At 57.0% G+C, this 24,400-nt stretch carries 24 protein-coding genes; 9 read left to right on the top strand and 15 right to left on the bottom strand.

The features are described from left to right. Positions 1 to 28 precede the first annotated feature (28 nt). Positions 29 to 1,420, top strand: coding sequence for an NAD-dependent succinate-semialdehyde dehydrogenase (locus tag JO972_RS10660; protein WP_309490032.1), 1,392 nt, complete (start codon positions 29 to 31; stop codon positions 1,418 to 1,420). 12 nt (positions 1,421 to 1,432) lie between these two features. Here JO972_RS10660 and JO972_RS10655 read toward each other — a convergent pair whose 3' ends face one another. Further along, a complete protein-coding gene (locus JO972_RS10655) occupies positions 1,433 to 2,110 on the bottom strand; it encodes a metallophosphoesterase family protein (protein WP_309490031.1) in 678 nt (225 codons plus the stop codon). Positions 2,111 to 2,211: 101 nt separating this feature from the next. On the opposite strand from JO972_RS10655, the gene JO972_RS10650 reads away from it, so the two are divergent. Then, entirely contained in the window at positions 2,212 to 3,654 is a 1,443-nt protein-coding gene (locus JO972_RS10650) for an alkaline phosphatase D family protein (protein ID WP_309490030.1), read from the top strand. Between the two features lie 22 nt (positions 3,655 to 3,676). Here the strand turns inward: JO972_RS10650 and JO972_RS10645 are convergent, their stop codons facing one another. After that, positions 3,677 to 4,267: a helicase-related protein gene (locus JO972_RS10645; protein ID WP_309490029.1), complete on the bottom strand. Its 591-nt coding sequence runs from the start codon at positions 4,265 to 4,267 to the stop codon at positions 3,677 to 3,679. A 66-nt stretch (positions 4,268 to 4,333) separates the two neighbouring features. Then, positions 4,334 to 5,530, bottom strand: coding sequence for an MFS transporter (locus tag JO972_RS10640; protein ID WP_309490028.1), 1,197 nt, complete (start codon positions 5,528 to 5,530; stop codon positions 4,334 to 4,336). Between the two features lie 170 nt (positions 5,531 to 5,700). Between JO972_RS10640 and JO972_RS10635 the strand changes: the two genes are divergently transcribed. After that, positions 5,701 to 7,305, top strand: coding sequence for a M60 family metallopeptidase (locus JO972_RS10635; protein ID WP_309490027.1), 1,605 nt, complete (start codon positions 5,701 to 5,703; stop codon positions 7,303 to 7,305). A 10-nt stretch (positions 7,306 to 7,315) separates the two neighbouring features. Here the strand turns inward: JO972_RS10635 and JO972_RS10630 are convergent, their stop codons facing one another. The 4 genes from JO972_RS10630 to JO972_RS10615 form a co-directional block, all read right to left on the bottom strand. Then, positions 7,316 to 8,335 carry an ROK family protein gene (locus JO972_RS10630; protein WP_309490026.1) on the bottom strand — a complete coding sequence of 340 codons (1,020 nt, stop codon included), beginning with the start codon at positions 8,333 to 8,335 and terminating at the stop codon, positions 7,316 to 7,318. 98 nt (positions 8,336 to 8,433) lie between these two features. Next, a complete protein-coding gene (locus JO972_RS10625) occupies positions 8,434 to 9,861 on the bottom strand; it encodes an alkaline phosphatase D family protein (protein ID WP_309490025.1) in 1,428 nt (475 codons plus the stop codon). A 148-nt stretch (positions 9,862 to 10,009) separates the two neighbouring features. Next, on the bottom strand, positions 10,010 to 10,606 hold the full coding sequence (locus JO972_RS10620; protein WP_309490024.1) for a redoxin domain-containing protein: 597 nt from the start codon (positions 10,604 to 10,606) through the stop codon (positions 10,010 to 10,012). A 99-nt stretch (positions 10,607 to 10,705) separates the two neighbouring features. Further along, on the bottom strand, positions 10,706 to 11,074 hold the full coding sequence (locus JO972_RS10615; protein ID WP_309490023.1) for a CoA-binding protein: 369 nt from the start codon (positions 11,072 to 11,074) through the stop codon (positions 10,706 to 10,708). 126 nt (positions 11,075 to 11,200) lie between these two features. Between JO972_RS10615 and JO972_RS10610 the strand changes: the two genes are divergently transcribed. Continuing rightward, on the top strand, positions 11,201 to 12,619 hold the full coding sequence (locus JO972_RS10610; RefSeq protein ID WP_309490022.1) for a sulfatase: 1,419 nt from the start codon (positions 11,201 to 11,203) through the stop codon (positions 12,617 to 12,619). Positions 12,620 to 12,629: 10 nt separating this feature from the next. On the opposite strand, the gene JO972_RS10605 is transcribed toward JO972_RS10610, so the two are convergent. Next, positions 12,630 to 13,091 carry a YiiD C-terminal domain-containing protein gene (locus JO972_RS10605; protein ID WP_309490021.1) on the bottom strand — a complete coding sequence of 154 codons (462 nt, stop codon included), beginning with the start codon at positions 13,089 to 13,091 and terminating at the stop codon, positions 12,630 to 12,632. A gap of 132 nt (positions 13,092 to 13,223) precedes the next feature. On the opposite strand from JO972_RS10605, the gene JO972_RS10600 reads away from it, so the two are divergent. Continuing rightward, on the top strand, positions 13,224 to 13,682 hold the full coding sequence (locus JO972_RS10600; protein ID WP_309490020.1) for a hypothetical protein: 459 nt from the start codon (positions 13,224 to 13,226) through the stop codon (positions 13,680 to 13,682). Between the two features lie 21 nt (positions 13,683 to 13,703). Here the strand turns inward: JO972_RS10600 and JO972_RS10595 are convergent, their stop codons facing one another. Together JO972_RS10595 and JO972_RS10590 are read right to left on the bottom strand one after the other, a co-directional pair. Continuing rightward, the gene (locus JO972_RS10595) at positions 13,704 to 15,542 is read right to left on the bottom strand and encodes a monovalent cation:proton antiporter-2 (CPA2) family protein (RefSeq protein WP_309490019.1); all 1,839 of its coding nucleotides are present in this window, start codon (positions 15,540 to 15,542) and stop codon (positions 13,704 to 13,706) included. Between the two features lie 114 nt (positions 15,543 to 15,656). Continuing rightward, a complete protein-coding gene (locus JO972_RS10590) occupies positions 15,657 to 16,496 on the bottom strand; it encodes a protein-disulfide reductase DsbD domain-containing protein (RefSeq protein WP_309490018.1) in 840 nt (279 codons plus the stop codon). Positions 16,497 to 16,748: 252 nt separating this feature from the next. On the opposite strand from JO972_RS10590, the gene JO972_RS10585 reads away from it, so the two are divergent. Beyond that, positions 16,749 to 17,714, top strand: coding sequence for an alpha/beta fold hydrolase (locus tag JO972_RS10585; protein WP_309490017.1), 966 nt, complete (start codon positions 16,749 to 16,751; stop codon positions 17,712 to 17,714). A 77-nt stretch (positions 17,715 to 17,791) separates the two neighbouring features. On the opposite strand, the gene JO972_RS10580 is transcribed toward JO972_RS10585, so the two are convergent. After that, positions 17,792 to 18,694 (bottom strand): DUF3472 domain-containing protein, encoded by a 903-nt coding sequence (locus JO972_RS10580; protein WP_309490016.1) that lies wholly within the window; start codon positions 18,692 to 18,694, stop codon positions 17,792 to 17,794. Positions 18,695 to 18,843: 149 nt separating this feature from the next. On the opposite strand from JO972_RS10580, the gene JO972_RS10575 reads away from it, so the two are divergent. Beyond that, entirely contained in the window at positions 18,844 to 19,992 is a 1,149-nt protein-coding gene (locus JO972_RS10575; protein WP_309490015.1) for a DUF6607 family protein, read from the top strand. Between the two features lie 42 nt (positions 19,993 to 20,034). Here JO972_RS10575 and JO972_RS10570 read toward each other — a convergent pair whose 3' ends face one another. After that, complete coding sequence (locus JO972_RS10570; RefSeq protein ID WP_309490014.1) at positions 20,035 to 20,835, bottom strand: sialate O-acetylesterase; 801 nt, start codon at positions 20,833 to 20,835, stop codon at positions 20,035 to 20,037. A 148-nt stretch (positions 20,836 to 20,983) separates the two neighbouring features. Between JO972_RS10570 and JO972_RS10565 the strand changes: the two genes are divergently transcribed. Both JO972_RS10565 and JO972_RS10560 read left to right on the top strand, forming a co-directional pair. Continuing rightward, positions 20,984 to 21,619, top strand: coding sequence for a hypothetical protein (locus tag JO972_RS10565; protein ID WP_309490013.1), 636 nt, complete (start codon positions 20,984 to 20,986; stop codon positions 21,617 to 21,619). A 21-nt stretch (positions 21,620 to 21,640) separates the two neighbouring features. Continuing rightward, positions 21,641 to 21,982: a nuclear transport factor 2 family protein gene (locus JO972_RS10560; RefSeq protein WP_309490012.1), complete on the top strand. Its 342-nt coding sequence runs from the start codon at positions 21,641 to 21,643 to the stop codon at positions 21,980 to 21,982. Positions 21,983 to 22,042: 60 nt separating this feature from the next. On the opposite strand, the gene JO972_RS10555 is transcribed toward JO972_RS10560, so the two are convergent. The 3 genes from JO972_RS10555 to JO972_RS10545 form a co-directional block, all read right to left on the bottom strand. After that, the gene (locus tag JO972_RS10555) at positions 22,043 to 22,606 is read right to left on the bottom strand and encodes a lipocalin family protein (RefSeq protein WP_309490011.1); all 564 of its coding nucleotides are present in this window, start codon (positions 22,604 to 22,606) and stop codon (positions 22,043 to 22,045) included. An 8-nt stretch (positions 22,607 to 22,614) separates the two neighbouring features. After that, positions 22,615 to 23,184 (bottom strand): type 1 glutamine amidotransferase domain-containing protein, encoded by a 570-nt coding sequence (locus JO972_RS10550; RefSeq protein WP_309490010.1) that lies wholly within the window; start codon positions 23,182 to 23,184, stop codon positions 22,615 to 22,617. A 339-nt stretch (positions 23,185 to 23,523) separates the two neighbouring features. Then, on the bottom strand, positions 23,524 to 24,261 hold the full coding sequence (locus JO972_RS10545) for a PEP-CTERM sorting domain-containing protein (RefSeq protein WP_309490009.1): 738 nt from the start codon (positions 24,259 to 24,261) through the stop codon (positions 23,524 to 23,526). Between the last annotated feature and the right edge of the window lie 139 nt (positions 24,262 to 24,400).

Here is a 24,400-nt window from a genome sequence, read left to right as displayed (position 1 = left end):
ACCATGATCGAGGGCTTATGGGTAAGATATGTCAATTAGGTCCATCAATCCCACCAACGGCGAAGTCCTGAAAACCTTTGAACCCATGACCAGGGAGGAGGCGATGCAAGCCGTCTCGACCGCCCACGATGCCTTCGGTTCCTGGCGCCAAACCAGCTTTGACTATCGTAAAAAGATGATGCTCAAGCTGTCGGCCCGACTGCGCGAATACCAGACAGAATACGCCAAGATGATTTCCCTGGAAATGGGCAAACGTCTGGAAGAGGCGATGGGAGAAATTGAATACTGCGCCCACATCGCGGAGTTCTACGCCAATGGGGCCGAGGAATTTCTCGCCGATCAACCGATGGATGTGGAGGACGCCGATGCCTATATTCAGCATGCGCCGATTGGGGCACTTCTGGGAGTTATGCCGTGGAACTTCCCCTTCTACCAGGTCATCCGATTTGCCACCCCTAACATCATGGCCGGCAATACCTGCTTAATCAAACACGCCAGCTGCGTTCCCCAGTGTGCCAAAGCCATTGAGAAGCTGTTCACGCAGTGTGGATTTCCGCAAGGCGTGTTCACCAATTTGTTCATCCCCTCGGAGTTTGTCGCCACCATCATCGGGGATGATAAAATCGCCGGCGTCTCCCTAACAGGAAGCGAAGCTGCCGGTGCCTCGGTGGCTGCAGAGGCAGGAAAGAACATCAAGCGCTCGGTGCTCGAGCTCGGCGGCAATGATGCCTTCATCGTCCTCGATGACGCGGACTTGGATCAGGTTGTGAAGATGGCGGTGAAAGGCCGTATGGTGAACAACGGCCAGTCCTGCGTGGCATCGAAACGCTTTATCGTGGTCGAGCCACTCGCCGAATCCTTCCTCGAGGGATTTAAAAAACAGGTCGAGTCCATGACGCTGGGCGATCCGCTCGACGACAGCACCGACCTCGGCCCGCTCTCCACCGAAGGCGCCGCGGTGCGACTCGCCGAGCAGGTTCAGAGATCCATCGATGCCGGTGCCACCGTGGTCACCGGCGGCGGTCGAGCTACCGAGGGTGCTTTGGAAAAAGGAGCGTTCTACCAGCCCACTATTCTCACCGATGTGACACCGGACATGCCCACCTTTGATGAAGAGCTGTTCGGTCCCGTGGCCACCGTCTACGTGGTGAAGGATGAAGCCGAAGCCATCGAGCTCGCCAACCACTCGTCCTACGGCCTCGGCGGCTCCGTGTTCAGTGCGGACATCGAGCGAGCACGCAAAGTGGCGGAGCAAATCGACACCGGCATGGTGTTCATCAACCGCCCGACAAAGTCCCAAGCCGAACTCCCCTTCGGCGGCACAAAGAATTCAGGCTACGGCCGCGAACTCTCGCAGCTCGGCATCCTGGAATTCATCAACAAAAAGCTGATCCACCTCGGCAAGCCGTCCGATTCCTAACCGTCAGCCAGCTCAGATCGATTCAGGCTCTCCGAGCTCGGCTTCGCGCACCTCGCCCTCGGCGTTCACTTGCCAGTAGTGACTGGTTTCCACCTCAAGACAGGTGAGCCAGCCGCCACGACCAGGGTCGGTATCGATGCACACGGCGTGCCCCAGATTCAGTGGCACATGGTTCTTCTGGGCGGTGTGGCCGCAGATCATGACCTTGCCGGACATGTGGGGTTTTGGCGTGCCGAACTTCTTATGAATCATGGTGAATGGCAGCTGCTCGCTGAGCGGCACATCCGCCTCCAGGTTGGCGTGCACGAAGATATGGCTGTCGGTTTCCACGTAGGGTTTCAGTGTGCGGACAAACTCCCAGTGCGACGCCGGCACATCGTCCATGCCACCCGGGCCATAGGATTCCAAGGTCTCCACGCCACCCCAAGCCTCCAACCAATGCGCCAGATCAGTTTTGTCGATCCGTGAGAGCGCGAACTTCTCCTCATGGTTGCCAGAGAGCAGAGTGATGTTGAAATCCTGTTGCTGCAGCTCGATCAGAAAATCAATCACCCCTTTGGAATCCGGACCACGGTCGACGTAATCTCCCATAAAAATAATGCGGTCCTCAGGTTGGGGATCGATCACTTCCCAGAGCTGTTTCAGGGGGGCGATGCATCCATGTATGTCTCCGATGGCTAATGTTCTCATGACGGTCGGCACGCTAGTGAAAGCCTGCGGACTTGGCAAGTGAGAGAACGCGCAGGCATCCGGTGCAAGAATGGCCAGCGATCCACAGTATCTTGCGCATTATGAAATCTTTGTTTGTTTTCCTCGCAGCTTGCACCGCAGTCGCACCCTGCCTTGCCAAAGTTCCCGGCCCCAAGGACCCCAAGTTTGTGAGCTTGAGAGAAGCCCATGACGGCCGCACGGTCATCGATTTGAAAATCCTCAACCAGTTCGAAGATCAGCCGAAGGAGGTGCAGGCATTCTACACCGAGGCACGCGCGGCCATCTTGGCCGAGGACGCCGACCAGCTTGCAAAGGTCTGTCAGAAATACGGCCACGCCATCATCGGCAGTCCCATGCTCGGCACCATCAGCGATTCGGGTGTCAGCATCAAAGTTCACAGCCCAGTGCCCACTGGCCTCAAGGTGGTGCTCAGCGCCTCCGGCAGCCAACAGGAGTTCGTCCAGGACGACAAAAAACGCATCAACACTGTGGCTTGCAGCGGACTGAAAGCCGATACCGCCTACAGCTACGAAATTTTTAACGACCAGGGAGTCTCACTCGGCAGCGGCAAGTTCACCACCGCCCCGGCTGCCGGAAGCGCGGCTTCCTACAAGATTGCCATCGGCGCCGACTTCCACAAGATCGGCCTGCACCGCCCTGAGCTGCTGGACATGGTGCGGCAACGCGGCAACCGCGCCATGGTTCTGCTAGGCGACTTGGCGGTGGATGGTCGGAAGACGATCCCCACGCGCAACATCGACTACCTACTGCGCGATGTCTCCCCGGTCTGGCAGCGACTCGCCGCCAACGTGCCGACCTATACCTCCTGGGACGATCACGATTACTTCGGCAACGACACCTCGGGCGACTATCACGCGAAAAGCTCCACCCCCATCCCCGTGAAGGCCATGCGGAAGAACTGGAAACGCATGTGGAACAACCCTGAAAGCGACATCCCACGCGAGGGCATCTATTTTCAAACCGTCATCGGCGATACCCAACTGATCATGCTCGATACCCGCTCGTGCCGCAGTCACGAGAAACAAGGGCAGCTGTATTCCTTCCTCGGAAAAGACCAAACCGACTGGCTCAAAAAAACTCTCAAGGAGTCCCAATCCCCCGTCATTCTCATCAGCAGTGGCACTATGTGGAGCGATTACATCTCTCAGGGCAAAGACAGCTGGGGCACCTGGGATCGTGAAGGTCGGGAGGAAATCTACCAGCTGATCGACGGCTTGGAGGACAAAAAAGTGCTGCTCTTCTCCGGCGATCGCCACGGTGCCCATGCCTTCCGAATCAAACGTCCCAATGGCAAGGACCTCATCGAGTTCGGCGTTGGCGCTCTAGGTGGCGTTCCCGGCGGCGGCGTAGCCAAAGATCGCTCGACGCAGCTCTTTGCCTACCGCGGCGTTGGCTTCTGGGCCCTCGGTGAACTGGAGTTTAGGGTCGAAAATGGACAGCACAAGGTCACCTTCCGCCTGATCGATCCAGAGGGTAAGATCCTTGAAAAAGTGGAGATCTAAACCGGCTTAAACGACCGCGCCACTAGCGGCCCCGCTTGTTCTTGAGCTTGGGTTTTTTATTCTGCAGCGGCTTCGATCGGATGCCCTTCGCCTTGCCTCCCTTTTTCCGTGGCGACTTGCTGTGGTCCGGCTGGCTGGCGTAGGGGAATCCCTCGGCCATGAGCAGCGGAATTGCCGCGCCGTGGGCACTTTCCAATTTCGCCAGCTGGGTCGCCTGTTTCGGTAGCATCAGGCTGATCACCTGGCCGGCGGCGAGCTCGGCGTAGTAGCCGTAGCTCTCGGAATTTTCAGGAAAATCGTAGCGAATCACGTGCTGCACGCCCGTCAGATCCAGGTTCCGCCCGACGGCATCCGTGGTGATCAGCACGCGCAGTGAGCCATCGGCAAAGGCCTTCAGCGCCCGATCGCGCAGCTCCGCCTTCTTATTGCCATGCACCGACTCCACCGAAACCTCGGCGCGCGCTAACTCGGAGGTCAGCTCGTGCAGGACATCGCGGGTATGGACCAGCACCAGCACGGACTCGGACGCATCGAGACCTCCTAACAAGTGGAGGAATAGGTCCAGTTTTTGGTGATCGAAAACTTCGTAAATGGAATGGCTGGCGGCTGGCATGGAAAAATGGATTGAGGCTGTGTGAGTGGCAAGGTTAGCGGGGATCTAGCCCGCTCGCAGCAAAATTTATTCGTTAAACGACAGCTCACCGGGACGACCCGACAAATACCCGGCGACGCCTCCGATGCAGGCCATCAAAATCACCACGCCAAATGCCAGCGTCCAGCCGCCGGAGGTGGTGCTCAGCAAACCCACCAACCACGGCCCAGGCGATGACAGCAGGTAACCTGTCGCCTGAGCCATCGACGACAAACTCGCCGCCACTTCCGGGCTTTCACTGCGCAGGGCGATGACCAGAAGCACCATGCCAAAACCGGCATTCAAACCCAGCCCCAGCAGCAGTAACGACAAAATCTGGCCTATCCCCGGGAGAAACACGACACCGATCAAGCCGAGGATCGCGGTGATCGCGCAGACGGAAGTCCAAACCGTTTGGGAGGCGGACCGACCCGCCAAGGTGGGCACCACCAGGCTGGCGGCACAGCCTAGCAGCTGCATCGTCACCACCCAGTTCGCCGCGGTGATTTCCTCCATCCCGCGCGATTGCAGCAGGGTCGGCAGCCAGGCCACGGCGGAGAAGAACACCCACGATTGCAGCCCCATGTAAATTGCCACCTGCCAGGCACGTTTCTGCCGCGCCAGACGATACACCCCCGCCAGAGGATGCTCACGTTTTCTCGCCGCCGGTGGGGCCAGCATTTGCGGCGACCACAGCAGCAGCACCATGGCGGCAAAGACACCCCAAGCCGCCATCGCCGCGCGCCAGTCGCCCGGCAAGACATTCGCCAAGGGCACGGAAAATGCGATACCACTGGCCGCGCCAAGGTTCATCGCCGTGGCATAGAGGCTGGTGAGCACGCCGACGTGCTTCGGGTAGCGGCTCTTCACCAGGCCGGGCAGCAGCACATTGCCCAGGGCGATGCCGCCGCCTAGTAAAATCGTCCCCGCCATCCGCCAGACCAGCTCCATCGGCCCCGGTGCCGATCGCAGCCAGCAGCCCAGAGCAATCAGCAATAAGCCTAAGCCCAGTGCGCGTGCGAAGCCCATCAGCTTGCCCATCCACCCGGCCCAGAGACCGACGACGCCAAAGAGCACCAGCGGAATCGCCGTCAGACTGCCGATGGTTTCCCGGCTCAGTCCGTCCTGATACATGCGTTCCGCGAGCGCCGAGACCGCCGTGATCGACGGCCGAAGGTTCATACCAATCAACAAGATGCCCGCAATGAGGATGACGTGGTGCCATTTGGATGCAGGTTGGTTCATGAAGCGTTGTGAGTGGGAGAAAATGGATGCGGCTCGATTTGCCAAGCCGCAGCATAGAAGCCTCTGCCCAACAATAAAGACATATAGCATCCCCTCTGTGTTCTATTCGCGCAAGGGTGTCTTTTTTAGTTAGATTGAAATACCTGCGATAGCTCATAGGTATCGGAGATATGCTGTCTCTATCACTCGGAAAAATCGCCTGCATTTCGGCCTTGGGCATCCTCCCCTTGGTCGCCAAGCCTGATGTCGATGCCATCATCGTGGACATCCAACAATTTTCCCAGCTCGACAAGGACCGCCAAGAAACGCTGCTCACCGAGTTCTCGCGCCGCGAATGGCGAAAGCTCAGCCAAGATCAGCGGACGGCCATCAGTGAAGCCTGCTATCAGCAATCGCAGCAGCTCATTGGGAAAAATGCCAAGGGGCAGCTGAAATCCGTCAAATCAACCGGAGCTAAAAACATCCTCAAAATCGCTGGCGACTATCTCAGCACCCTCCCTGCCGACAAAACGCCCGCCCACCCCCGCGCGGCCGATCTTTACGGCCCGATCCCCAATGACGCCCCCCGCGTTACGCGCAGTGTTCCGGTCTCTCCATCAGTGGTTCGCTGGCAGGCTACCGGCCTCTACGCCGCACCCGGTGAAGTAGTGCAGCTCGAGTTCCCACAGGCTTGGGTGAATCAGGGGCTGAAAGTGCAAATCTCCGGCCACCGCGATCGGATACCGCTCAAGAAAGCCCTGCTGCGCCTCCCCAGCTCACCAGCGCGCAGCTTTCCGGTGAATCAAAAAACGCTGCAGGTCGCTGCGGCATTCGGCGGCGCCATTTACATCGATCTCGGCAATCAACAACGCAAGGGCGATGCCTTTCACGTCAAGGTTTCCAACGCTCTGGTGGCACCGTATTTTGTGTTAGGAAAAAGCAAGGTCTCCGACTGGAAAAGCTCCCTGCGCCACGCCCCCGCTCCCTACGCCGAGCTGGTCAGCGATCGCATCGCGCTGTCATTTCCATCCGAGTGGATTCGCGATATCGAAGACCCCACAGCCTTGTTAGAATACTGGGACCACGTGGTCGCCCTGCACGATGAACTCGGTGGCATGGCACACACCCGCTTCGGTCCCGAGCGCGTCAATGTGGATGTGCAAATCTCCGTCGGACTTTTCCACGCCGGCTACCCTGCCCAGGGACCGCAGAAACAATGCCGTGGTGTGGTCGATCTAAAAAAACTCAAGACCCAAGGAAATTGGGGATGGTTCCACGAGATGGGGCACGAATCCCAACGCCGGCCCGACAAAGCGTGGTCGTGGAATAACCCTTACACATTCGATAGCTCCATTGAAGTCACCGTGAACCTTTTCTCCGCCCACGCGATGGACCGGATGAAGATGATGGATCGCGGCGGTTGGAGCTGGACGGCCTCGCCGGAAAAAGTCACCGCCCGGGCGCAGCAAGCGCTTTCCAGCAAGAAGTCCTACCCGGAAATGGGCGCCGCAGAGAAGCTGGCCATGTATCTCCAGCTGCGTGATCAATTCGGCTGGTCAGCCATCCAAAAAGTCCTCACCAGCTACAGCGCCGACCAGGACCAGCGCCCCGGCAGCTTACCCAAGGAAAACCAAGCCAAGCGCGATCTCTTCCTCGTCAAAATGTCCAAGGCCACAGGGAAGAACCTCACTCCCTTCATGCAGGAAATCTGGGGAATTCACTTCAGCCCGGAAGCAGTCGCGCAGGTAAAAGCACTGCCTGTCTGGGTGCCCGAGGGATTTAAAAAATTCCTCTAACGGAGATACCTCACTCACTCTGATACGGCACCAGCTCCACGGCTTTGCGAGCACTGCCGTAAGCGGCCGCGGCATCGCCACCAATCGCCCACTCGATCACCGTGGTGGGATCATGTGGCGCCAAGGGGCTGCGCTGATAGGGCAGCATGGCGCGCTCGGCAAATCCCTTCCGCACCTCCTCCAGGAACCAATCGCGGAAACCGGTTTCCGCCAGGCCGCCACCGATGGTGATCAGGCCGGGGTCCAGAATGCTGGCAAGGTCTCCCAGCCCCTGACCTAACACATTGGCCTGCAGGGCGAAAATTTCTTTGGCCAAGGGATCGCCCTCTTCGGCGTAGTCGCGCACTTGAAAGGCTTTTTCCTCGATCGGTGCGTCCGACTTGGCCAGCGGATGGTCACTGTATTGAGCTTGCTCCAAGGCATTGGCCAGCTGGCGGCGTAGAGCGACCAGAGAGACCCAACCTTCCATGCAGCCGCGGCGACCTCGACCGTCCACCGGGAGTTCTCCCTTTTCAAATCGAGGCACCGAGAGATCTCCCACTTCCAGAGCGAGGCCGGTATTTCCCTCGTAAAGCAATCCTCCAGGCATCACCAGGCCACCGCCGAGACCGGTGCCGGGCGCCACGTAGAGCAGGCCGCCGTGGTGTTCGGGACGATACATCCACTCGCCAAAGGCAGCGGCATTGCAGTCGTTGGTCATGAACACCGGCTTGCCGATCAGTTTGGAAAATTCATCGCGGATCTTGGTGCCTACCCAGTCGTCGCCGAGGTTGGCTTTCCCCCAGACGACCCCATCCGAGCAGGGGGCCGGCACATCCAGGCCGACCGCAGCAATCTCATCGAAGGTAATCTCCGCCTGCTTGGCGAGGGCGGACATCGCCTCGCGCAGCTGGTCGAAGGTGCGCAGGTAGCCTTCTTTCACATAACTTCTGACTTCGATCAGATCACCCGCCAGTTCCCCTTGGGCATCCACCAGCATGCATTTGATCGTCGTCCCTCCGATGTCTAACCCAGCAAAGTAATGTTTCATGTTAATCCATTCATAAATACGATCCGGCCGGGTAACAACTCAAGAGTTCTCCTGAGCGTGTCACAGCTGACTGCCCCATCCAACAACGGCTCGCCGTGCTACTCGCCCAGCTGCTCGGTGTGGTGCACCAGCGCCTTACCTTTGGCATCCACAGCCGCTGCGGACATCCACTCGGCCTTGGCCTTGCCGTTTTCCACGGTGATCCAGAGGAAGCCTCCTTTTTTGCCGAAGTAGCGGTGGTAGGTTTTGTCCTTGGCGGGAGCGCCACCGAACATGTGCTGGTCGTTGATCGGTCCGCAGCCCATTTCCAGCACACCGGTCTCGGGGTCCTCGGAACAATACTGCCAGTGGCGATCGCCGCAGATGACGTAGGTGTTTTTCTGTTTCGCCAGGAAGTCACGCAGCTCCTGCCCCTCGTGCGCGAACGCGCGGTTCGCGTGGTTATCGGACTTGCCCTTTTTATCGGGCCCAACAATTGGCCCCGGCACGATGAGGAACTTGTGGGTGGCATCTGACTCCTGCATCGTTTTCATCAGCCAGGCTTTCTGCTCCTTGCCGAGGATGGTTTTTTTCGGACCGTCTTTGGCGTTGTTTGCAGAGCGGAAGTCGCGGTGCTCGGTCATCCAAATTTGCACATCACGCCCCCAGCGGACGGTGCGGTATGTCTTCTCACCCATCGGCACCTGCTCACGGAAAATCTCGAGTCCCTGGTCGAAGGTGAGTTCGCCGTATGTCTGGCCCGGCCAGCTGTCGTTCTTGAGCGTGTCGTGATCGTCTTTCATGAAATACGAACTCACGTGACGGTGGAATTTCTGATTGTGACCGTAGGCAAAGATCAAGCCCCACTTGGCCCGCGCCTCGGCGGGAGTCTGGCTCAACGGCACCTTGTCGTAGTAAAGGATGTCCCCCGTGTGCACAAAGAAGTCCGGCTGGAACTCGAGCATCCGCCGGTAGGCCACGTGGCCATCCTTCCCTGAATCAATGCTGCGCACCGCCTGACAGGTGGTGACGATGAATTGCACCGGCACCGTCTGATCCTTGCCGGGGGCGGTTTGAAAGGACCCGGACATTTCCGCGCTTGGCGACTCGCTACCGCTCGGCCGCGCCTGCACGAGACATTCGTAGCTGCTGTTCGGCTGCAGTCCCTTGAGCTGAAACTGATGGGTGAAATCGCGATCGGCACTGACGGCCGACCACTCGGTCTCGGTCGCTTTATCCTTCGCTCCCTGGATCCAATAACGCACCCGCACCTCACCGGCAGCCCCCGGAAGCACATCGGTGGGCATGCGGACTTTGCTTTTCTGCCTGAGACCCAGACCCTCGGTAAGTATCGGGAGTTTGGAGAAATCTGCCTCTTGGTCCTCGGTCAGCCGTGTCCAAACGATCGCTGAGGTCTGGTCCACTTCGCCAATCTTCACACCCCCGGCGAGATACGGTCCATCAGCGGCGCTGAGTCCGGTCATCATAAAACATCCCACCAGAGCTCCGCCGAGCCATGTCCGCCAATTATTCTGTGCCAATTGCATGTTCTAACATTCACATGCCTCCCATCCGACCGCAATCCTATTCCCCGCCATCATCACACTCCGGGCACAAAAAAACATGGCTCCGGGGGCGAACCGGAGCCATGCAAAACAAGTAAATGACTTGAGCAGAAAAACTGCTTCTTAGCGTCTAGTATTTAACGCTGCAGCCGTAACCTTTGGTCTTGGTTTTGCTGACTTTCTCACCAGCCAGAACGGCATCGAGGGCGGCGACCACATAGTTGTCGGCTTTTTCCAGATCCGCGGTGTCGGCGCTGGCGATGCTATCGATGGCACCTTCGTAAACGATGTCGCCTTTGTTGATCACCACCATGTGCGGTGTGGTTTTGGCGCCGTAGGCTTTGCCAACGCTGCCGTCGCGATCGAGAAGGATGTGTGCGGCTTTGCTGCCGTTCTTCTCAGCCATTTTTGCCATTTCCTCAGGACCGAAGCTACCGGCCTTGGGTTTTTCCGGGCCGGAGTTGATGCACAGCCAGACCACATCCTTGGCCGTGTATTTTTCCTGCAGCGCGGGCATGCTGTTCTTACTGTAGTGCTTCTTCACAAACGGGCAATTGAAGTTGATCCACTCGAGGACCACGACCTTGTCTTTGTAGTCCGCAAGCTTCACTTCCTTGCCCTGAACATCCGTGAGGGCGAAATCAGGTGCTTCTCCGGCGGTGGCGACGGCTGAAAGGCCTACAGCAAGGCCCAGCCCCATCATGGCATGTTTGATTGATTTGAACATAGTACGGAAGCTAGACGCAGTTCTGCCCCTGTCCAACGATTTTTTTGTCTTACTTTCGCCCCCTAACCCCTCTCGGTGTTAGGGGCTTAAAAGGAGGCTTTACCCATACTGCCCTGTGCCCAACATCACCAAGGTGCAGCCCCTGACGACCTCCACGCCAACCGCAGAAAAGGCTAGCTCGCTGGCGGCATCTTCGGTGCCTGGGTTGAAGATCACTCGGCGTGGCTTCAGCGCAATCAGATCGGGCACCAGGGGCTCTAGGATGGAGGGGCGGACGTAGAGCGTGATGGTGTCGATTACCTGCTCGATGTCAGCCAGGTCGGTGACCACCTGCAGGCCGTCGATTTCCCCGCCGCGTGGGTTGTAGGGGATCACGCTGCGACCTCCTTCGCTGAGGGCGCGCTGGGCTTTGTTAGCATAACGGTCGGGCTTCGCACTGGCGCCGATGATCAGGGTGGAAGTTTTCATGCACAGCCAAGCTAACACGCCTGCCATATTCCACAAGCTGGAGGCAAATGGGCGGACCTCATTTCGTTGACAAAAAAACCAGAACCCACAACGTATCCTTTCCACTCCCAGCTAACCACCCACTTCATGAAACTCCTCGTCGCAGCCCTGAGCCTCGTGCTTCTCCCCGCCACCCTTTTTGCCAAGCAGCCCAACATCCTACTGATTTACGCAGACGATTTCGGCTACACCGACATCGCTGCCCAGGGATCGGATTTCTATGAAACCCCCAACCTCGACCAGCTGCAGGCGAGTGCCATGCGTTTTACCCAGGGTTACTCCGCCTGTGCCAACTGCGCACCTTCACGCGCCTCGCTGATGTCCGGGCTCTACACCTCACGGCACAAAGTCTACACGGTGGGCAATTCCGATCGCGGCAAATCCCATCAACGCAAGCTCATCCCCGTGAAGAACACCGAGTCACTTGCGGACAAGTTCACCACCCTGCCACAGATACTCAAAGCGGCCGGCTACGCCACCTGCCACGCCGGCAAGTGGCACGTATCCAGTGACCCCACTCAGAAAGGCTTCGATCACAACATCGGCGGCAACCACACAGGAGGACCTCGCGGTGGCTACTTTTCCCCCTACAATAACCCGCAACTTCCGGACGGCCCGGAGGGCGAGCACCTGCCGGACCGACTCGCCACCGATCTGAACCGATGGATCAACCGGCAGCATGAAGAGAAACGTCCCTTCTTCGCCTACATGTCATTTTACTCGGTCCACACACCGATCCAGGCCCGCGACGATCTCGCCGCCAAATATGCCAAGAAAACCCCTGGAAAAAACCACCAGCACGTCAAGTATGCCGCCATGGTAGAAGCCATGGACCTCGCCATCGGCAAGATTCTCAAGAACCTCGAGCAGCAAGGACTCGCCGATGACACCATCGTGATCTTCTCCAGCGACAACGGCCCCTACGGCCCTGCGTCCAATGCCCGACCACTCCGCGGAGTCAAAGGGATGTTCTACGAGGGCGGCATCCGCGTGCCCTTCTTTGTCCGCTGGCCGGGGAAAACCACCGCCGGTAGCCAGTCGGATGTGCCCGTGCATCAGCTCGACCTCTTTCCCACCCTCGCCAAGGCCGCCGGAGCCGAGCTCCCGGAGACCTACGACGGCGTTGATCTTCGCGGAGTGCTGGGCGGCGAAGACCTCGCGTCCCGCTCGCTTTACTGGCATTTCCCCTGCTACCTCCAATCCTACGGCAAGAAGGGCATGGAGGACGCCCGTCTGCCCAAGTGGCGAGCCACCCCCTGCAGCGTGATCCGCCACGGCGATTGGAAATTGATCCAGTATTTCGAAGACAACTCGGTCGAGCTATTCAACCTGAAGGCGGACCCCAGCGAGCGCAACAACCTCGCCAAGAGCCAGCCGGAAAAAGCCGCAGCTCTGTTGAAAAAACTCAGCAGCTGGCAGACCGAAACCGACGCGGATATCCCCACCGAACCGAATCCTGATTTTGGTAAACCTGGGAAGAAAAAAGCTAACAAACCGAAGGGTTAGACAGGCGGCTTTAGTGGTCGGTGAGTAGCACCGCGACAAAGGTCCCCTTGTGAGTGCCACAGAGCTGGCCGTCGCAAGTCACCTCGGACTCCACCACCAAGCGCGCCCGACCTTTGGTGGTGAGCATCTTGATGAAACGATCATATTTCTGCTCCGTGGGCAGTCGGCTCAGCGATTCAAAATCATCCGTCACCGGCGCGAGGAAATCAAATTCCGTCTTCTGAATCACCAATCGACTGCGGATGCCGAGCTCGCGCAGTTTGACAAACAACAAGGCCCAGCCGGACAGGATGGCAATGGCCGAGAGACTGCCACCAAAGGCCGACTGCCGGTGATTCAGATTCTCCGCCAACGGTGCGGTCACAGTCAGCGAGCTCCCGTCATAACGAGGGATGGCAGCCCCCAAATGCACCGTGATCGGAATGTGCTCCTGCACGTAATCGAGAACCTCTTTCAAGTTGATTTCACTCATCGTTGCGGCCGCTAGAATCGGTGGATTTGAGACAAAGAGGAAGCCTTATTTCGGAACACACGTTCGGCAGGGCCGCGACACCGCTCCCATTTTTGATGAATGCGCACCCTGAGTCATCCGTCATAGGGCTCTATGAATGCGTCTTTTCTCTCCGTCATCACGCTCTTTCTGGCTGCAGCTCTCCCCGTTCATGCCGATCCGCCGAAGCCGAAGGAAATCCAATCGGCCACCGGAATTGTCGCTAAAACCGTGCCCAGCGATGCCAGCGAGGGGGCCACCGACACGCAAATCTTCCAGCACGACAAACTCGTGGCCACCATCCACAACGCCGCTGCGGTGTCGTTTCAGCCAAAGGGCGATATCCTTCTCCTGCGCGAAACCGGAGCGGATGACGACAGCCGCCACTTTCTTCTCAACCTTGGGAAAAAGGAATACTCCAAGAATCCGGAAAAACGTGCCAGCTGGGTGATCGGTGGGCGCTACGTGGTGAAAACCACTTGGTCAGACGATGGCCGCCAAATCACACTGCAAACGGCGCAATTTGCCGGAGGAAAACCAGTCACTATCGAGGTGAAAAATTTCTGCCGATAGTGCCACGGGGCGGAGCGCCCATTACTCAGATCGCTCCCCGACCTCTTCACTTTCCTCACGGTCCTTTCGCATGATTTCACGCAAACTCCGGTGCGCCTCCAGGGCGGCACTGATCATGCGTTTTTTGTCGTGCCGATGCTTCGCCATCTCCCGCACGGTCTCCTCGTCACGCTCGCGATAGAGCTGCGTGGCTCGTTCGGCCGAGCCCTCGGATTCACCGAGCTCCAGCAGCACATCTCCGCCGAGACGGATCGAGCTGTCCAGCGTCTCACGATAGATCTGCTCCACTCCCGCATTGATCAGATCGTAGGCCTCCACCCTACTCCAAGCACGCACGTAAATCCGCAGATGCGGAAAATTTCGGCGTGCCGTCTCGATGATTTTCAAGGTGGCGCTCACATCCTTCAAGGCAATCACCAGCACCTTGGCATGAGCGGCACCGGCGATGCCTAACATCTCTGGCCGACTCGCATCGCCGTAGAAAATGGGGATGCCCATCTGGCGCAGAAGATCCACTTGATCCGGGTCGTGATCGAGCACCGTGCAGTCGTGCCCACGGGAGCGAAGCAAACGGCCGACCGCATGGCCAAAGCGGCCAAAACCACAGATGATCACCGGGCTCCCCTCGTCCTCCACATCCTCAGCCCGCAGCTCACCATGCTGAATGCTACGTCTTATCATGCGCCGTTGTGCCGCAAGGATCAACAAGGGGGTGGTGGCCATGGAAAGGGCCACGATCGCAGTCAGTGAGCGACTCAGCTCGGTGCCGAATATACCCACATCTGACGACAGCTCAATCAGCACAAAAGCAAACTCGCCACCAGCAGCGAGTGAGGCCGCAAAGAGCAGAGATGTATCCGTCCGGTGATCTTTAACCATCGAAAATAGAAATAAGATCAGCCCCTTCACCAGGATCAAGCCCACCGCACAACTGACCACTAACAGCCAATGATCTCCGATGTAGCCGAAGTCGATCCCTGCACCGACACCCAAGAAAAACAGACCTAACAAAATACCTTTAAATGGTTCCAAATCACTCTCCAGCTCGTGCCGGTATTCACTGGTGGCCAGCACCACTCCCGCCACAAAGGCACCCAAGGCAGGAGACAGTCCCACTTTCGTCATCAGCAAGGCCACTGCTATCACCAGCAGCAAAGCCACACCGGTAAATGCCTCGCGCTGGTGGGTGCGTGAGATGGCGCGGAACACATGACGCATGCCCAGTTGCCCCACCACAATCACTAATCCAATGGCAGCAAAAGTCATCAGCGCCCGTGCAAAAAGTGGCAGGTGAGCGATCCAATCACTCGCTTCAGCCCCCTCCAGCTCAGTCGTCATTCCCACGCCTAACAAAGGGATCATCGCAATCATGGGGATCACCGCGATATCTTGGAAAAGCAGCACCGCGAAGGAGTTCTGCCCCGCCACCGTGCGTAGCAGCTTTTTCTCCGTCAGGGTCTGCAAAACAATAGCCGTGCTGGATAATGCCAGCGTCAATCCCACGGCCAAGGAAACCTGCCACGTTAGCCCAAACCATATCGCCAGCCCAGTGATGGCAGCCGCACTGATAGTCACCTGCAGAGAGCCCAGACCAATCAGCTGATGCCGCATTTTCCAGAGCATCGCCGGTCGTAATTCCAGGCCAATGAGAAACAGCATCACCACCACACCAAACTCGGCAAAGTGCGCGATTTGTTCGCCTTCACGCCCGATCAAGCCGATCCCCCAAGGTCCGACCAGTGCCCCCACGGTGAGATACCCGAGCACTGCCCCGATCCCCAACCGTTTCCCAATCAGAACCGCAACAATGGTGGCGGAGAGATACAGGAAGGCTTCCTCAAATGCGTGTTCAAATGCCATCCACCACTCTTCTTAGCCCCTTGCTTCTGAAAAAGGAAATGGTATCCGCGTCCGTGCGCAAAAAAATGGCCCCGGATCATTCCGGAGCCATGATAGACATGATGTGGATGGCACTTACTGGTCGCTTTTCACGCACTTGAACTCCAGCGCCCGGCCATCCTTGTCACCGGCTTCCACCAGCAGCAGAGGAAAGCTCTCCGGGAGCTCTTCCAGATACTCACTGACCGGAAGTGTGCCCACCAACGTGCCGTCTTGATGTTTCCACGCTCCGTGATGGCCGTCTGCCACGGTGTCTTTGGCGGCCACGTAGGCAGCAAGTTTCTCACTCAATAGCTCGGTCCCTTTTGGAGGCACGATGGTGATCTGAAACTGATCGCCTTGGCGCTGGTAGCTGGCCTGCCAATTTGTGGCCGCTTCAGGTAATGCCGAATGCGCGTCTAGCACCTGCTTGGCCACAGCACTTTCCTGCGCCGGCTGCCCGGCAGCTAGCACCTCGATCGTGGCTTTCAGATTGGCGTCACCTGCGATACATTGCTCGTCGGTGCACGCCAGCCAGCTGGCTTTTCCCTCGAGCACCAATGGTCCGGGTTGCACCTGAATGGCCAGCTTCAGGTAAGCCGTCAAAATCACTTCCCCTTCATAGCCCAGGCTCTTCATTCCACTGGCCTCGAAGACCACGGGAGTTGGAAAGTTCAATGAAGACAGACTCACCCCTTCGGGCAGCTTCCACTGGATCGAGGTGGGCATGCCGGACTCGCCTGGGTTTTTCCAATAGGTGTGCCAGCCTGCATCAGGAGTGATTTTCAACGCGACCAATGTCTCCCCGTCCACCGGCACCGCCTTGTGCTGGACTAGGATCTCTGCGCTCGCCTTACCTGATTTCACTGGATCCGCCTGAACAAGCGCACAGGCCACTGCCGCCAGTAGCAACTGGGCCAGCGCACATCGTTTCATGTTAGCATGAAGGTTCATAACTTTCCTTTAACACAGCTTGGAAAGGACGCGAACCATTTTCACCAGACAGACACGCCATCGCAGTGGCTCATGCGTGAACAACAGCTCAGCCTATCTGCTTGATGGAGGCGTGTTACAGGCAACAACATCCCCTCTCATTTCTAACCTCATTTAGCCTAAAAAACCTCTGGCAATCTTGCCGTTCTGTTGGATGGTCGGCTCATGATGATGAAATCGCTTATCGCAATGACCATGGCCGTGACATTGGCCCAGCCGGCCCTCGCCGAAACAGAGGTGAAATTCGACAAAGAACTCACAAGTTTCCAATACCCCTTCGAGGTCAGCACCTTCAAACTGAAATCACAGAACCAAGACCTCGACATGCGCTACATGGATGTCGGTGACAAGTCGGCGGACAAAGTCATCGTCCTGCTGCACGGCAAGAACTTCTCCGGCTACTACTGGGAACGCATCGCCAAGGACTTGGTGAAAAAAGACTACCGCGTGATTATCCCCGACCAAATTGGCTTCGGTAAATCGTCCAAACCCCGGACTTATCAGTTCAGCCTGCGCCAGCTCGCACTGAATACGAAAAAGCTGCTCGATAGCCTAAAACTTGAGAAATACGACGTCGTCGGCCACTCGATGGGCGGCATGGTCGCCACCACCTTCGTGGTCGATTACCCCCAGGCGGTAAACAAATTCATCCTGATCAACCCCATCGGCTTGGAGTCCTATGCCAAATACGTGCAGTTCAAGGACATCGACTTTTTCTATCAGAATGAACTCGGCAAAACGCTGGAAAAAGCCCGCGCCTATCAGCAGAAGAACTACTACGATGGCAAATGGTCCGAAGAGTATGAAAAACTGCTCATTCCAACCAAAGGCCAGATCGCCGGCGACGACTGGGAAATCGTCGCTTGGAACAACGCTCTGACTTACGGCCCGATTTTCTCTGAAAACATCGTCGAGAAGTTCCCGCAAGTCACCAGCAAGACCTACATCATCAACGGCACCCGCGACACCACCGGCCCGGGCCGTGGCTGGAAAAAAGAAGGGGTAACCCGCACCTTGGGCGACTACCAAAAGCTCGGCAAACACACCCAAAAGCTGATCAAGGGATCCAAGCTCTATGAGCTCGAAGGCCTCGGCCACATGCCCCAGTATGAGGACTACGCCCGCTTCAACAAAGTCTTTGAAGAGGTGCTCGCCGACTAAGCGGCGCCCTCAGCCTCACTGTCACACGATCAAGCCCGGCTGCCTCGATGCGGCCGGGCTTTTTTTATATCATCTACTTAGTTTTTCGGCAGGGTCGAGGAGCCTAACATCTTATCATCATGTTCCACCGAAAAGCGTTTGGGCATGGTGTTGTAGTCGGCGGTTCCGGCACCGCTCTGACTGAAAAAGACGCCATTTTTCACTCCAGAGTGGCCGTTCTGCAGCACATCATCCGCGATGGTGCCACGGCCCTCGGTGACTGCGGTCCATTGACCGTCGGCGGTCATCACCGCCTGATAGGGGTAGTAGGCCAGGCGCGCCTTCTGCCCGGTATGACCGTCCCGTCGGTAGTCCTCGACGAAGGAATAAAAACCGCTGAGCCGATCCTTGGTGACCACGGTGCGATACGAGGCAATCTTCTGCCACGGCTGCCCTTTTTCCGCGATCCATGCGGTGTAAATGGTGCCCTTTTCCAAGGGGGTGAGCCGCAGTAAAAAGGCGTAGGTTTTCCCCACTTCCCAGGCGTAGGGCATCATGGTTTTCGCACCCGATCCTTCGCCGCCGAAACGACTGCTTTTCGCCTTACTGTTCGTATAAAGAACTCGAGTCTTATCCTCCTCCGGCACGCTCGCTTGATTGTTGTCGCCGCCGCCTTTGTCCCAGACGGAAAAGATCGCCAAGGGGCCGGATCCGTGGTCCTGGATACCGAGGTAGCCAACATCAAAGCCAATGGTCGCGAAGTAGGTGTGCTTGGTCGTCTTGGCCACCTTGATCTCATTGTAGTAGGCCAGACACTTCTGGTTCTTGTCCGGATGTTGGTAGCCGATGTGCACCGACGGGGCGAAGTAAGGAAACTTGAGGCCCTTGTGTTTCTCCATGCTTTCATGGATTTTGCGGTGTCGTTGCTCACGCTGCGGATTAGCAGACAACGCTGTGCTGAGCAAAAAGACGCTGGCGAGGAGGTAGCTGATAGTAGTCATAATCTGAGTTAGACAAATACGAGGGTCAGCTAACAATCTAACCTGCAGATGAGTTTTCACCCCCAATGACGAGAAAAGTCCACTTCGTCAGCGTCTGGGACTGGAGAAATTGCATTTGAAAAATACCCTGTATGAGCAAGAGTGAAGCCATGAAACTCTGCCTAGCCGCCTTGTGTCTCTTGACGTTTGTGAGCCCAATTGCCTCTGCCGAAGCAAAGGCTGAAGGCGCTGCTGAAGTCGTCCGTGGCCACGTTTTTGCCTGGCCGTTTTTGGAAACTGGAACCATGCAGCCACGCGGCGGCACCACCAAGGGGGCCGAGGTCGAGCTCGATCCTCAACCGTCCCCTCAATGGCAAGCTTTGCAGAAAGACTCGCTCGCCGACCTGGAAAAAGATCGTCGTGCCATTCTCGCCATGGCGGGAAGCTACCGAGTGAGCTTCGACTTCATCGAGACCATGGGATTAACCGCGGATTACCAACCGGCCAAACCCTACTTCTCCTGGGGCACCGAGCACGTGCAGGTTCTCAAGGCTGAAGATCGCTTCATCAGCCTGCAGCACACTTTGGTGATGTATTTTAAGGACAAAGACGGCAAGGAGCACGGACCGATGGTGATGAAGCATTGGCGTCAGGACTGGACTTATGAGGACAGGAACCTGCACGTCTATCGTGGTCGATCGACCTGGAGCCAGCAGATGCTGACGGAGAAGACCGCCCGTGGCCAGTGGACTCAAGCAGTCTATCAGGTGGACGACTCCCCACGCTATGAGGTGCAGGGGAAATGGACGCACCAGGGTGGCATGTCGAGCTGGCACAGCGCCTCCTGCTGGCGACCGCTGCCACGGCGTGAGTTCTCGGTGCGCGACGATTACCAGGTCCTGCAAGGCAGCCATGAGATCACCATCACCCCGACCGGATGGGTCCACCTCCAGCACAATCAGAAAGTCGTCTTGGAAAAAGACAAGGCCCCCAAAGTCATCGCCCAAGAGCTCGGGGTGAACCGCTACGAGCGCATCAGCAGCCCGTCTCTCACGCCCGCGGAAAGCAGCTGGGCGAAGACCGGTGCGTATTGGCAGGAAGTTCGGAATGCTTGGGCTGATGTCTACGCCAAACACCCGAAGTTCTCACTGAAGGCAAAGGTGGATGGCAAAAAACTCTACCAGGTTCACTTCGAATACGCCGCGCAGTTAGAGAAGGCGGACGATCCCATCGATCTCGCCAAAGCCAAGGCCCACGCCAGGGAGACCATTGGCATGTTCCTCATCCTCGACGGCAGCGACGGAGAGACGAAGTATTAATGTCCGGGAGCGCTCGTTACCTGCTCGCCCAGGCTCGACACGCTACTTTTTCTCATCTGCCACCATTTTCAGGAAATGCTTGGCAAAGGTCTTGCCGAGTATCAGCTGGCCCTCGTGATTGTAGTGCCCCTTGTTGATGCGAGGAAAATCATCGGTGTCAAAACAGGCGACGTTTTTTAACTTCTTCGCCAAGCTCTCCTGAGCCGCCCGCACCAGCGGACCATTGCCTTTTGGTTTGTCAAAGGTCGTGATGATTCTTCCCATGATGAACGGCAGGTCTCTGCGCTTGAACTCACGGCGGATCTCTTTGATGAACTCCTTCAGGCTCGCTTCATACTCGGCCCCCTTCCCTTGGTCGGCATCGCTCTCGCCTTGCATCCAGAGCATGGCATCGACTTGGTAATCGACCTTCTTGCGATCCAAGTCTTTCAGGGCTGCCCGGGCATCGGCCAGAAAGCGCTTCAGCAAGGGGCCGCCACCATTGCCGAAGGTCCAGTGCTTGTGCATCGAGGTGCCGCCAGAGGCCCGCTTGATCAGGTAGATGTCGTCGTCAGGAAAAGCCTTACGCATCGCCCGACCAAAGGCCAGCTCCGGCCCAAAGCGCCCCGTGTTCGCCGAGATCCCCGGGCCCAGCTTCTGCCACTGGTTCTTGTGCCAGATCAGCACGCCCTCGGGTGGAACCTGCTCGGATTTCTTCAATTCCGCAAAAAGTCCGGCACCCGCCATATTCGATTGGCCACCGAGCAAAAACACCCGCGCTTTGGCAGAGATATTTCCCGCGGTGAATACAAAAAGAAGCAACAGGGTGACCAGCGAGTGACGAGCGAGACCGCGATTTTTCATAGCGAAACCCTAGCTACCGCCACCATCTTGGCAATGGGGAAAATTTAAGCCCACTGGCGCTTTCGACCTATCCTACGCATCCATGCGACCACCGACAACTAGGGCTTTCTCCTTGTCAGCCGGAGGTGGCTCGATCATATGTTAGAGAATGAACCACACCTCTATCGCAGGACTTCTCACCGCTATAGCACTCTGCACACCGTCCCTTCACGCCCAGCCCGGTCCTCTGAACACCAGCGAGGTTCTTCAGCTAACACTCGAGCAGTTGGCTGAAAAACTGGGCGATCAGAGCGAGGTGGGGCATAACGAAGCGGCGCAAATATGGGCGACCGCTCAACGGATCCAGACCGACGCCGAGCTGGGAAAAACCTCGGTGCAAGCAGTGCGTGAACTGAATCAGTGGCGGCAAGTTCTCAACGACTGGTCCGACCTCAAACTCCGCGTCCGCGCCGTGCACAGTGGCGGTGGCACGATGTGGTCGCACCTCAGTGCGCGAAACGACGCACCCATCGAGTCCTTTCTCGCCAAGTATCAAGCCGCACTCAGCGCGCCACCCACAGGAAAACGCGGGGTGCCTAAAATCAACTACCTCAAGCCACTCATCCAGCTCATCGACGCCGGCCTGAAAGAGTGGGATGCCGGTGAATACCAGCAGCAGGAAGCAGCAGCCCTGAAAAAGGAACTTGAGACCACCCACAGTTACCTTATTTACATGCTGCAAGGCCTCACTGAAGGAGCAACACGCCAGGCGGTGATCGAGCTCGTTCAACCGGATTTCAAATAAGGCAACCCTAACATTACCACCATGGACAGTAAAATCGCCGAACTCGCGCAACAACAACTCAGCGCCTACAACGATCACAACCTCGATGCCTTTGTAAAATGCTACCACGAGGAAATCGAGGTGCTCAATGCCGACGGCAAAGTCACCACCCGTGGCCGGGACGCCTTCCGAAAAAACTACGAAGCCATGTTTGCCCGTGGCAACTTCGGCGCCACGGTGGAGCAGCGACTTGTCCATGGCGAGCACTGCGTCGATCTCGAGCACTGGCACCGTTTCGTCAAAGGCGAGGAAAGCCGCGGCACTGTGCTGGTCCGCTATCGCCTGCGCGACAACTTGATCGGCACCGTGCAGTTTCTAAAATAACAAAACGCTCGATCAGGCAGTGACCCGACCGAGCATTTTTTGGGTATTTGGCAGACTGATTTATTTCAGTCGCTTCGGGTTGACGATCAGCTGACTGACGTCAAAGCCTTGTGTTTGCATCCGCTTGAGGCCTGCGGAAAAGTCATCGGTCTGTGCGGAGGGATCCTTGGCTAGCAGCCAGAGGAACTTGCGGTTCGGACTGCCCACAATCGCCATCGTATGCGCATCGTTGAGATCGAGCACCCAGTAGTCGCCCGCAAAGAGCGAGGCTGGGAAAGGATCAAAGCGGACCTCGAGCTTGGCTTCACCCTCGGGGGTGTTACCCACTGGCTTGGCCGTGCCCTGAATCGAGGTCATCTCACCGTCAGCCTTCAGACCTTCGTTAAGCACCGAGATCTTACCGTCCGGTTCAACTCGGTAAGTGGCTTTGGCCGCGACCACATCCCGTTCGAAAAAGTTCGGCAGGCGTGCCACCTCGTGCCACTCACCGGCGTATTGCTTCGCATGGAAGTTGCTTACGGTCGCCAGGCTGTCACCCGCGCGTTTGTTACCCGCGCAGGAAATGATCAACGATGAAGTGGTGGCCAGAGCGATTAGGCAGGCGTATTTGGAAATTTTTTTCATGGTAATGGTTAGACTTCTGCCAGTTGACCACTGTGTTTGCCCTCGCAGAATTCCTCGACGGCTTTGTCGCAGAAGGCAGGGAGGTCGTCGGGGTTCCGGCTGGTGACCAGACCTTCATCGACCACACACTCTTCGTCCACCCAGTTGGCTCCGGCGTTGATCAGGTCGGTTTTCACACTCGGCCATGAAGTGACTTTGCGGTCGCGGACCACATCTGCTTCGACCAAGAGCCAAGGGCCATGACAGATGGCGGCGACTGGTTTGTGTTGTTTGAAAAACTGGCGAACAAAGCTCACGGCATCATCGTTGACCCGCAGGGCGTCCGGGTTAAACACGCCACCGGGCAGCACCAGGCCGTCGTAATCATCGGCGCTGACTTGGTCGATGGTTCGGTCGACGCTGAAGCGGTCTTTCTTTTCATCGTGGTTCACCCCTTGGATTTCTCCCTCTTCCAGAGAGATCAATTCCACCGTGGCACCTGCGTTTTTCACCGCTTCCCACGGTTGAGTGAGTTCTACTTGTTCCACACCATCGGTGGCGAGGAAGGCTATTTTCTTGTTGTTGAGTTGGTTCGACATGTTGGTTGGATTGGGTTGTTGAATGAAATGCTGACTTTCAGCACTTCATCCTTACTCAAGCATATCGGTGGCCAGATCCTTCCACGCGTCGCATGGCAGATGCACAATCGTCGCTAAAGACCGTAGTTGCGGCATTGAGGCATTTCAATTTTCCTAACGTGTCAGGTAGGCATCGAGTTATCCCCCCTACTGGAGATGGCATAATGCGATGTTAGAAATGCCATCCTGCACGCTCTCGATATCAGCTTACAAGTCTCTCTCCGTTCATGAATTTGCAAAAAAACCACACTTCGCATCCAGCAAAGTGTGGCTTGTGTAATTGGATTCGCTAATGCCCAATTATTTACGACGGCGAAGCATCAAAGCCAGCCCCCCAAGACCCAGCAGAGCCGCAGAGGATGGCTCAGGAACCACTGTGCCCGAGACCAGGAAGCGGAAGTCTCGTGAACTACCTGTCATGTCAGGTGTGGATGTCGACGTGTCTGAGAACAGGATTCTATTCAACGCAGTCGGAGTCGCCAGATTGGCGTTGTTGGTTCCCTCATATTGGTTGAATTCCCCGTTGGTGCTTACCAACACAGCGAGCTGGGTATCCGCATCCACACGGATGGCACTACTGAACTCGAAGGTAATATACTCACTAGCCAAGGTCGTCAGTCCTCCGGTGCCAATGGTAAACGTTTCTTCGCCGAGAATCGATCCTCCAACAGCGCTGGCAAAGTTGGCGGCGGTGACGTTGCCCGATCCGACAGCGGTGTAATCCACACTGTAAACCCCTTGGTAATAGGGCGGTGCATCCCCGGCCTGAATGATGCTGACTGTGAACTCGAAACCTTCTGCCAGGGTGTTGGCATTGGTATCCAGAGTGATACTCGAGATATCAAACTGACTTCCTCCCAGAGAGGATTCCAGGCTAAAACCACTGCCTCGGGATCCTTGTGCCGCAGTGGAATTAATCTTGGTGGACACCTTGCTACCGACCATGTAGTCGAGCAAAACATCATCCGTAGGCTCAGTCGTTGACAACGAAATGGCAGCGGATACTTGAGCTCCTGATAGAGCAAGTGTCGCCATCATGAATGGTAATATTTGCGTGTGTGTTATCATTGTTTTTTTATTCGTATGACGACTGCGTCTTCTCCAATGAAAAGACGAAACAACAATCGATCATAGTTAACACCAACATAACCAGACGGTTAGACCGTGAAAATTCAGC

The organism is Oceaniferula flava (assembly GCF_016811075.1).
In the GTDB taxonomy this organism is placed as follows: Bacteria; Verrucomicrobiota; Verrucomicrobiia; order Verrucomicrobiales; family Akkermansiaceae; genus Oceaniferula; species Oceaniferula flava.
This window is presented reverse-complemented; position numbering and strand designations above follow the sequence as displayed.

Coding starts and splice junctions, on each gene's coding strand:
- JO972_RS10660 (WP_309490032.1), top strand. CDS start 29: ATGTCAATTAGGTCCATCAATCCCACCAACGGCGAAGTCCTGAAAACC.
- JO972_RS10655 (WP_309490031.1), bottom strand. CDS start 2,110: ATGAGAACATTAGCCATCGGAGACATACATGGATGCATCGCCCCCCTG.
- JO972_RS10650 (WP_309490030.1), top strand. CDS start 2,212: ATGAAATCTTTGTTTGTTTTCCTCGCAGCTTGCACCGCAGTCGCACCC.
- JO972_RS10645 (WP_309490029.1), bottom strand. CDS start 4,267: ATGCCAGCCGCCAGCCATTCCATTTACGAAGTTTTCGATCACCAAAAA.
- JO972_RS10640 (WP_309490028.1), bottom strand. CDS start 5,530: ATGAACCAACCTGCATCCAAATGGCACCACGTCATCCTCATTGCGGGC.
- JO972_RS10635 (WP_309490027.1), top strand. CDS start 5,701: ATGCTGTCTCTATCACTCGGAAAAATCGCCTGCATTTCGGCCTTGGGC.
- JO972_RS10630 (WP_309490026.1), bottom strand. CDS start 8,335: ATGAAACATTACTTTGCTGGGTTAGACATCGGAGGGACGACGATCAAA.
- JO972_RS10625 (WP_309490025.1), bottom strand. CDS start 9,861: ATGCAATTGGCACAGAATAATTGGCGGACATGGCTCGGCGGAGCTCTG.
- JO972_RS10620 (WP_309490024.1), bottom strand. CDS start 10,606: ATGTTCAAATCAATCAAACATGCCATGATGGGGCTGGGCCTTGCTGTA.
- JO972_RS10615 (WP_309490023.1), bottom strand. CDS start 11,074: ATGAAAACTTCCACCCTGATCATCGGCGCCAGTGCGAAGCCCGACCGT.
- JO972_RS10610 (WP_309490022.1), top strand. CDS start 11,201: ATGAAACTCCTCGTCGCAGCCCTGAGCCTCGTGCTTCTCCCCGCCACC.
- JO972_RS10605 (WP_309490021.1), bottom strand. CDS start 13,091: ATGAGTGAAATCAACTTGAAAGAGGTTCTCGATTACGTGCAGGAGCAC.
- JO972_RS10600 (WP_309490020.1), top strand. CDS start 13,224: ATGAATGCGTCTTTTCTCTCCGTCATCACGCTCTTTCTGGCTGCAGCT.
- JO972_RS10595 (WP_309490019.1), bottom strand. CDS start 15,542: ATGGCATTTGAACACGCATTTGAGGAAGCCTTCCTGTATCTCTCCGCC.
- JO972_RS10590 (WP_309490018.1), bottom strand. CDS start 16,496: ATGAAACGATGTGCGCTGGCCCAGTTGCTACTGGCGGCAGTGGCCTGT.
- JO972_RS10585 (WP_309490017.1), top strand. CDS start 16,749: ATGGCCGTGACATTGGCCCAGCCGGCCCTCGCCGAAACAGAGGTGAAA.
- JO972_RS10580 (WP_309490016.1), bottom strand. CDS start 18,694: ATGACTACTATCAGCTACCTCCTCGCCAGCGTCTTTTTGCTCAGCACA.
- JO972_RS10575 (WP_309490015.1), top strand. CDS start 18,844: ATGAAACTCTGCCTAGCCGCCTTGTGTCTCTTGACGTTTGTGAGCCCA.
- JO972_RS10570 (WP_309490014.1), bottom strand. CDS start 20,835: ATGAAAAATCGCGGTCTCGCTCGTCACTCGCTGGTCACCCTGTTGCTT.
- JO972_RS10565 (WP_309490013.1), top strand. CDS start 20,984: ATGAACCACACCTCTATCGCAGGACTTCTCACCGCTATAGCACTCTGC.
- JO972_RS10560 (WP_309490012.1), top strand. CDS start 21,641: ATGGACAGTAAAATCGCCGAACTCGCGCAACAACAACTCAGCGCCTAC.
- JO972_RS10555 (WP_309490011.1), bottom strand. CDS start 22,606: ATGAAAAAAATTTCCAAATACGCCTGCCTAATCGCTCTGGCCACCACT.
- JO972_RS10550 (WP_309490010.1), bottom strand. CDS start 23,184: ATGTCGAACCAACTCAACAACAAGAAAATAGCCTTCCTCGCCACCGAT.
- JO972_RS10545 (WP_309490009.1), bottom strand. CDS start 24,261: ATGATGGCGACACTTGCTCTATCAGGAGCTCAAGTATCCGCTGCCATT.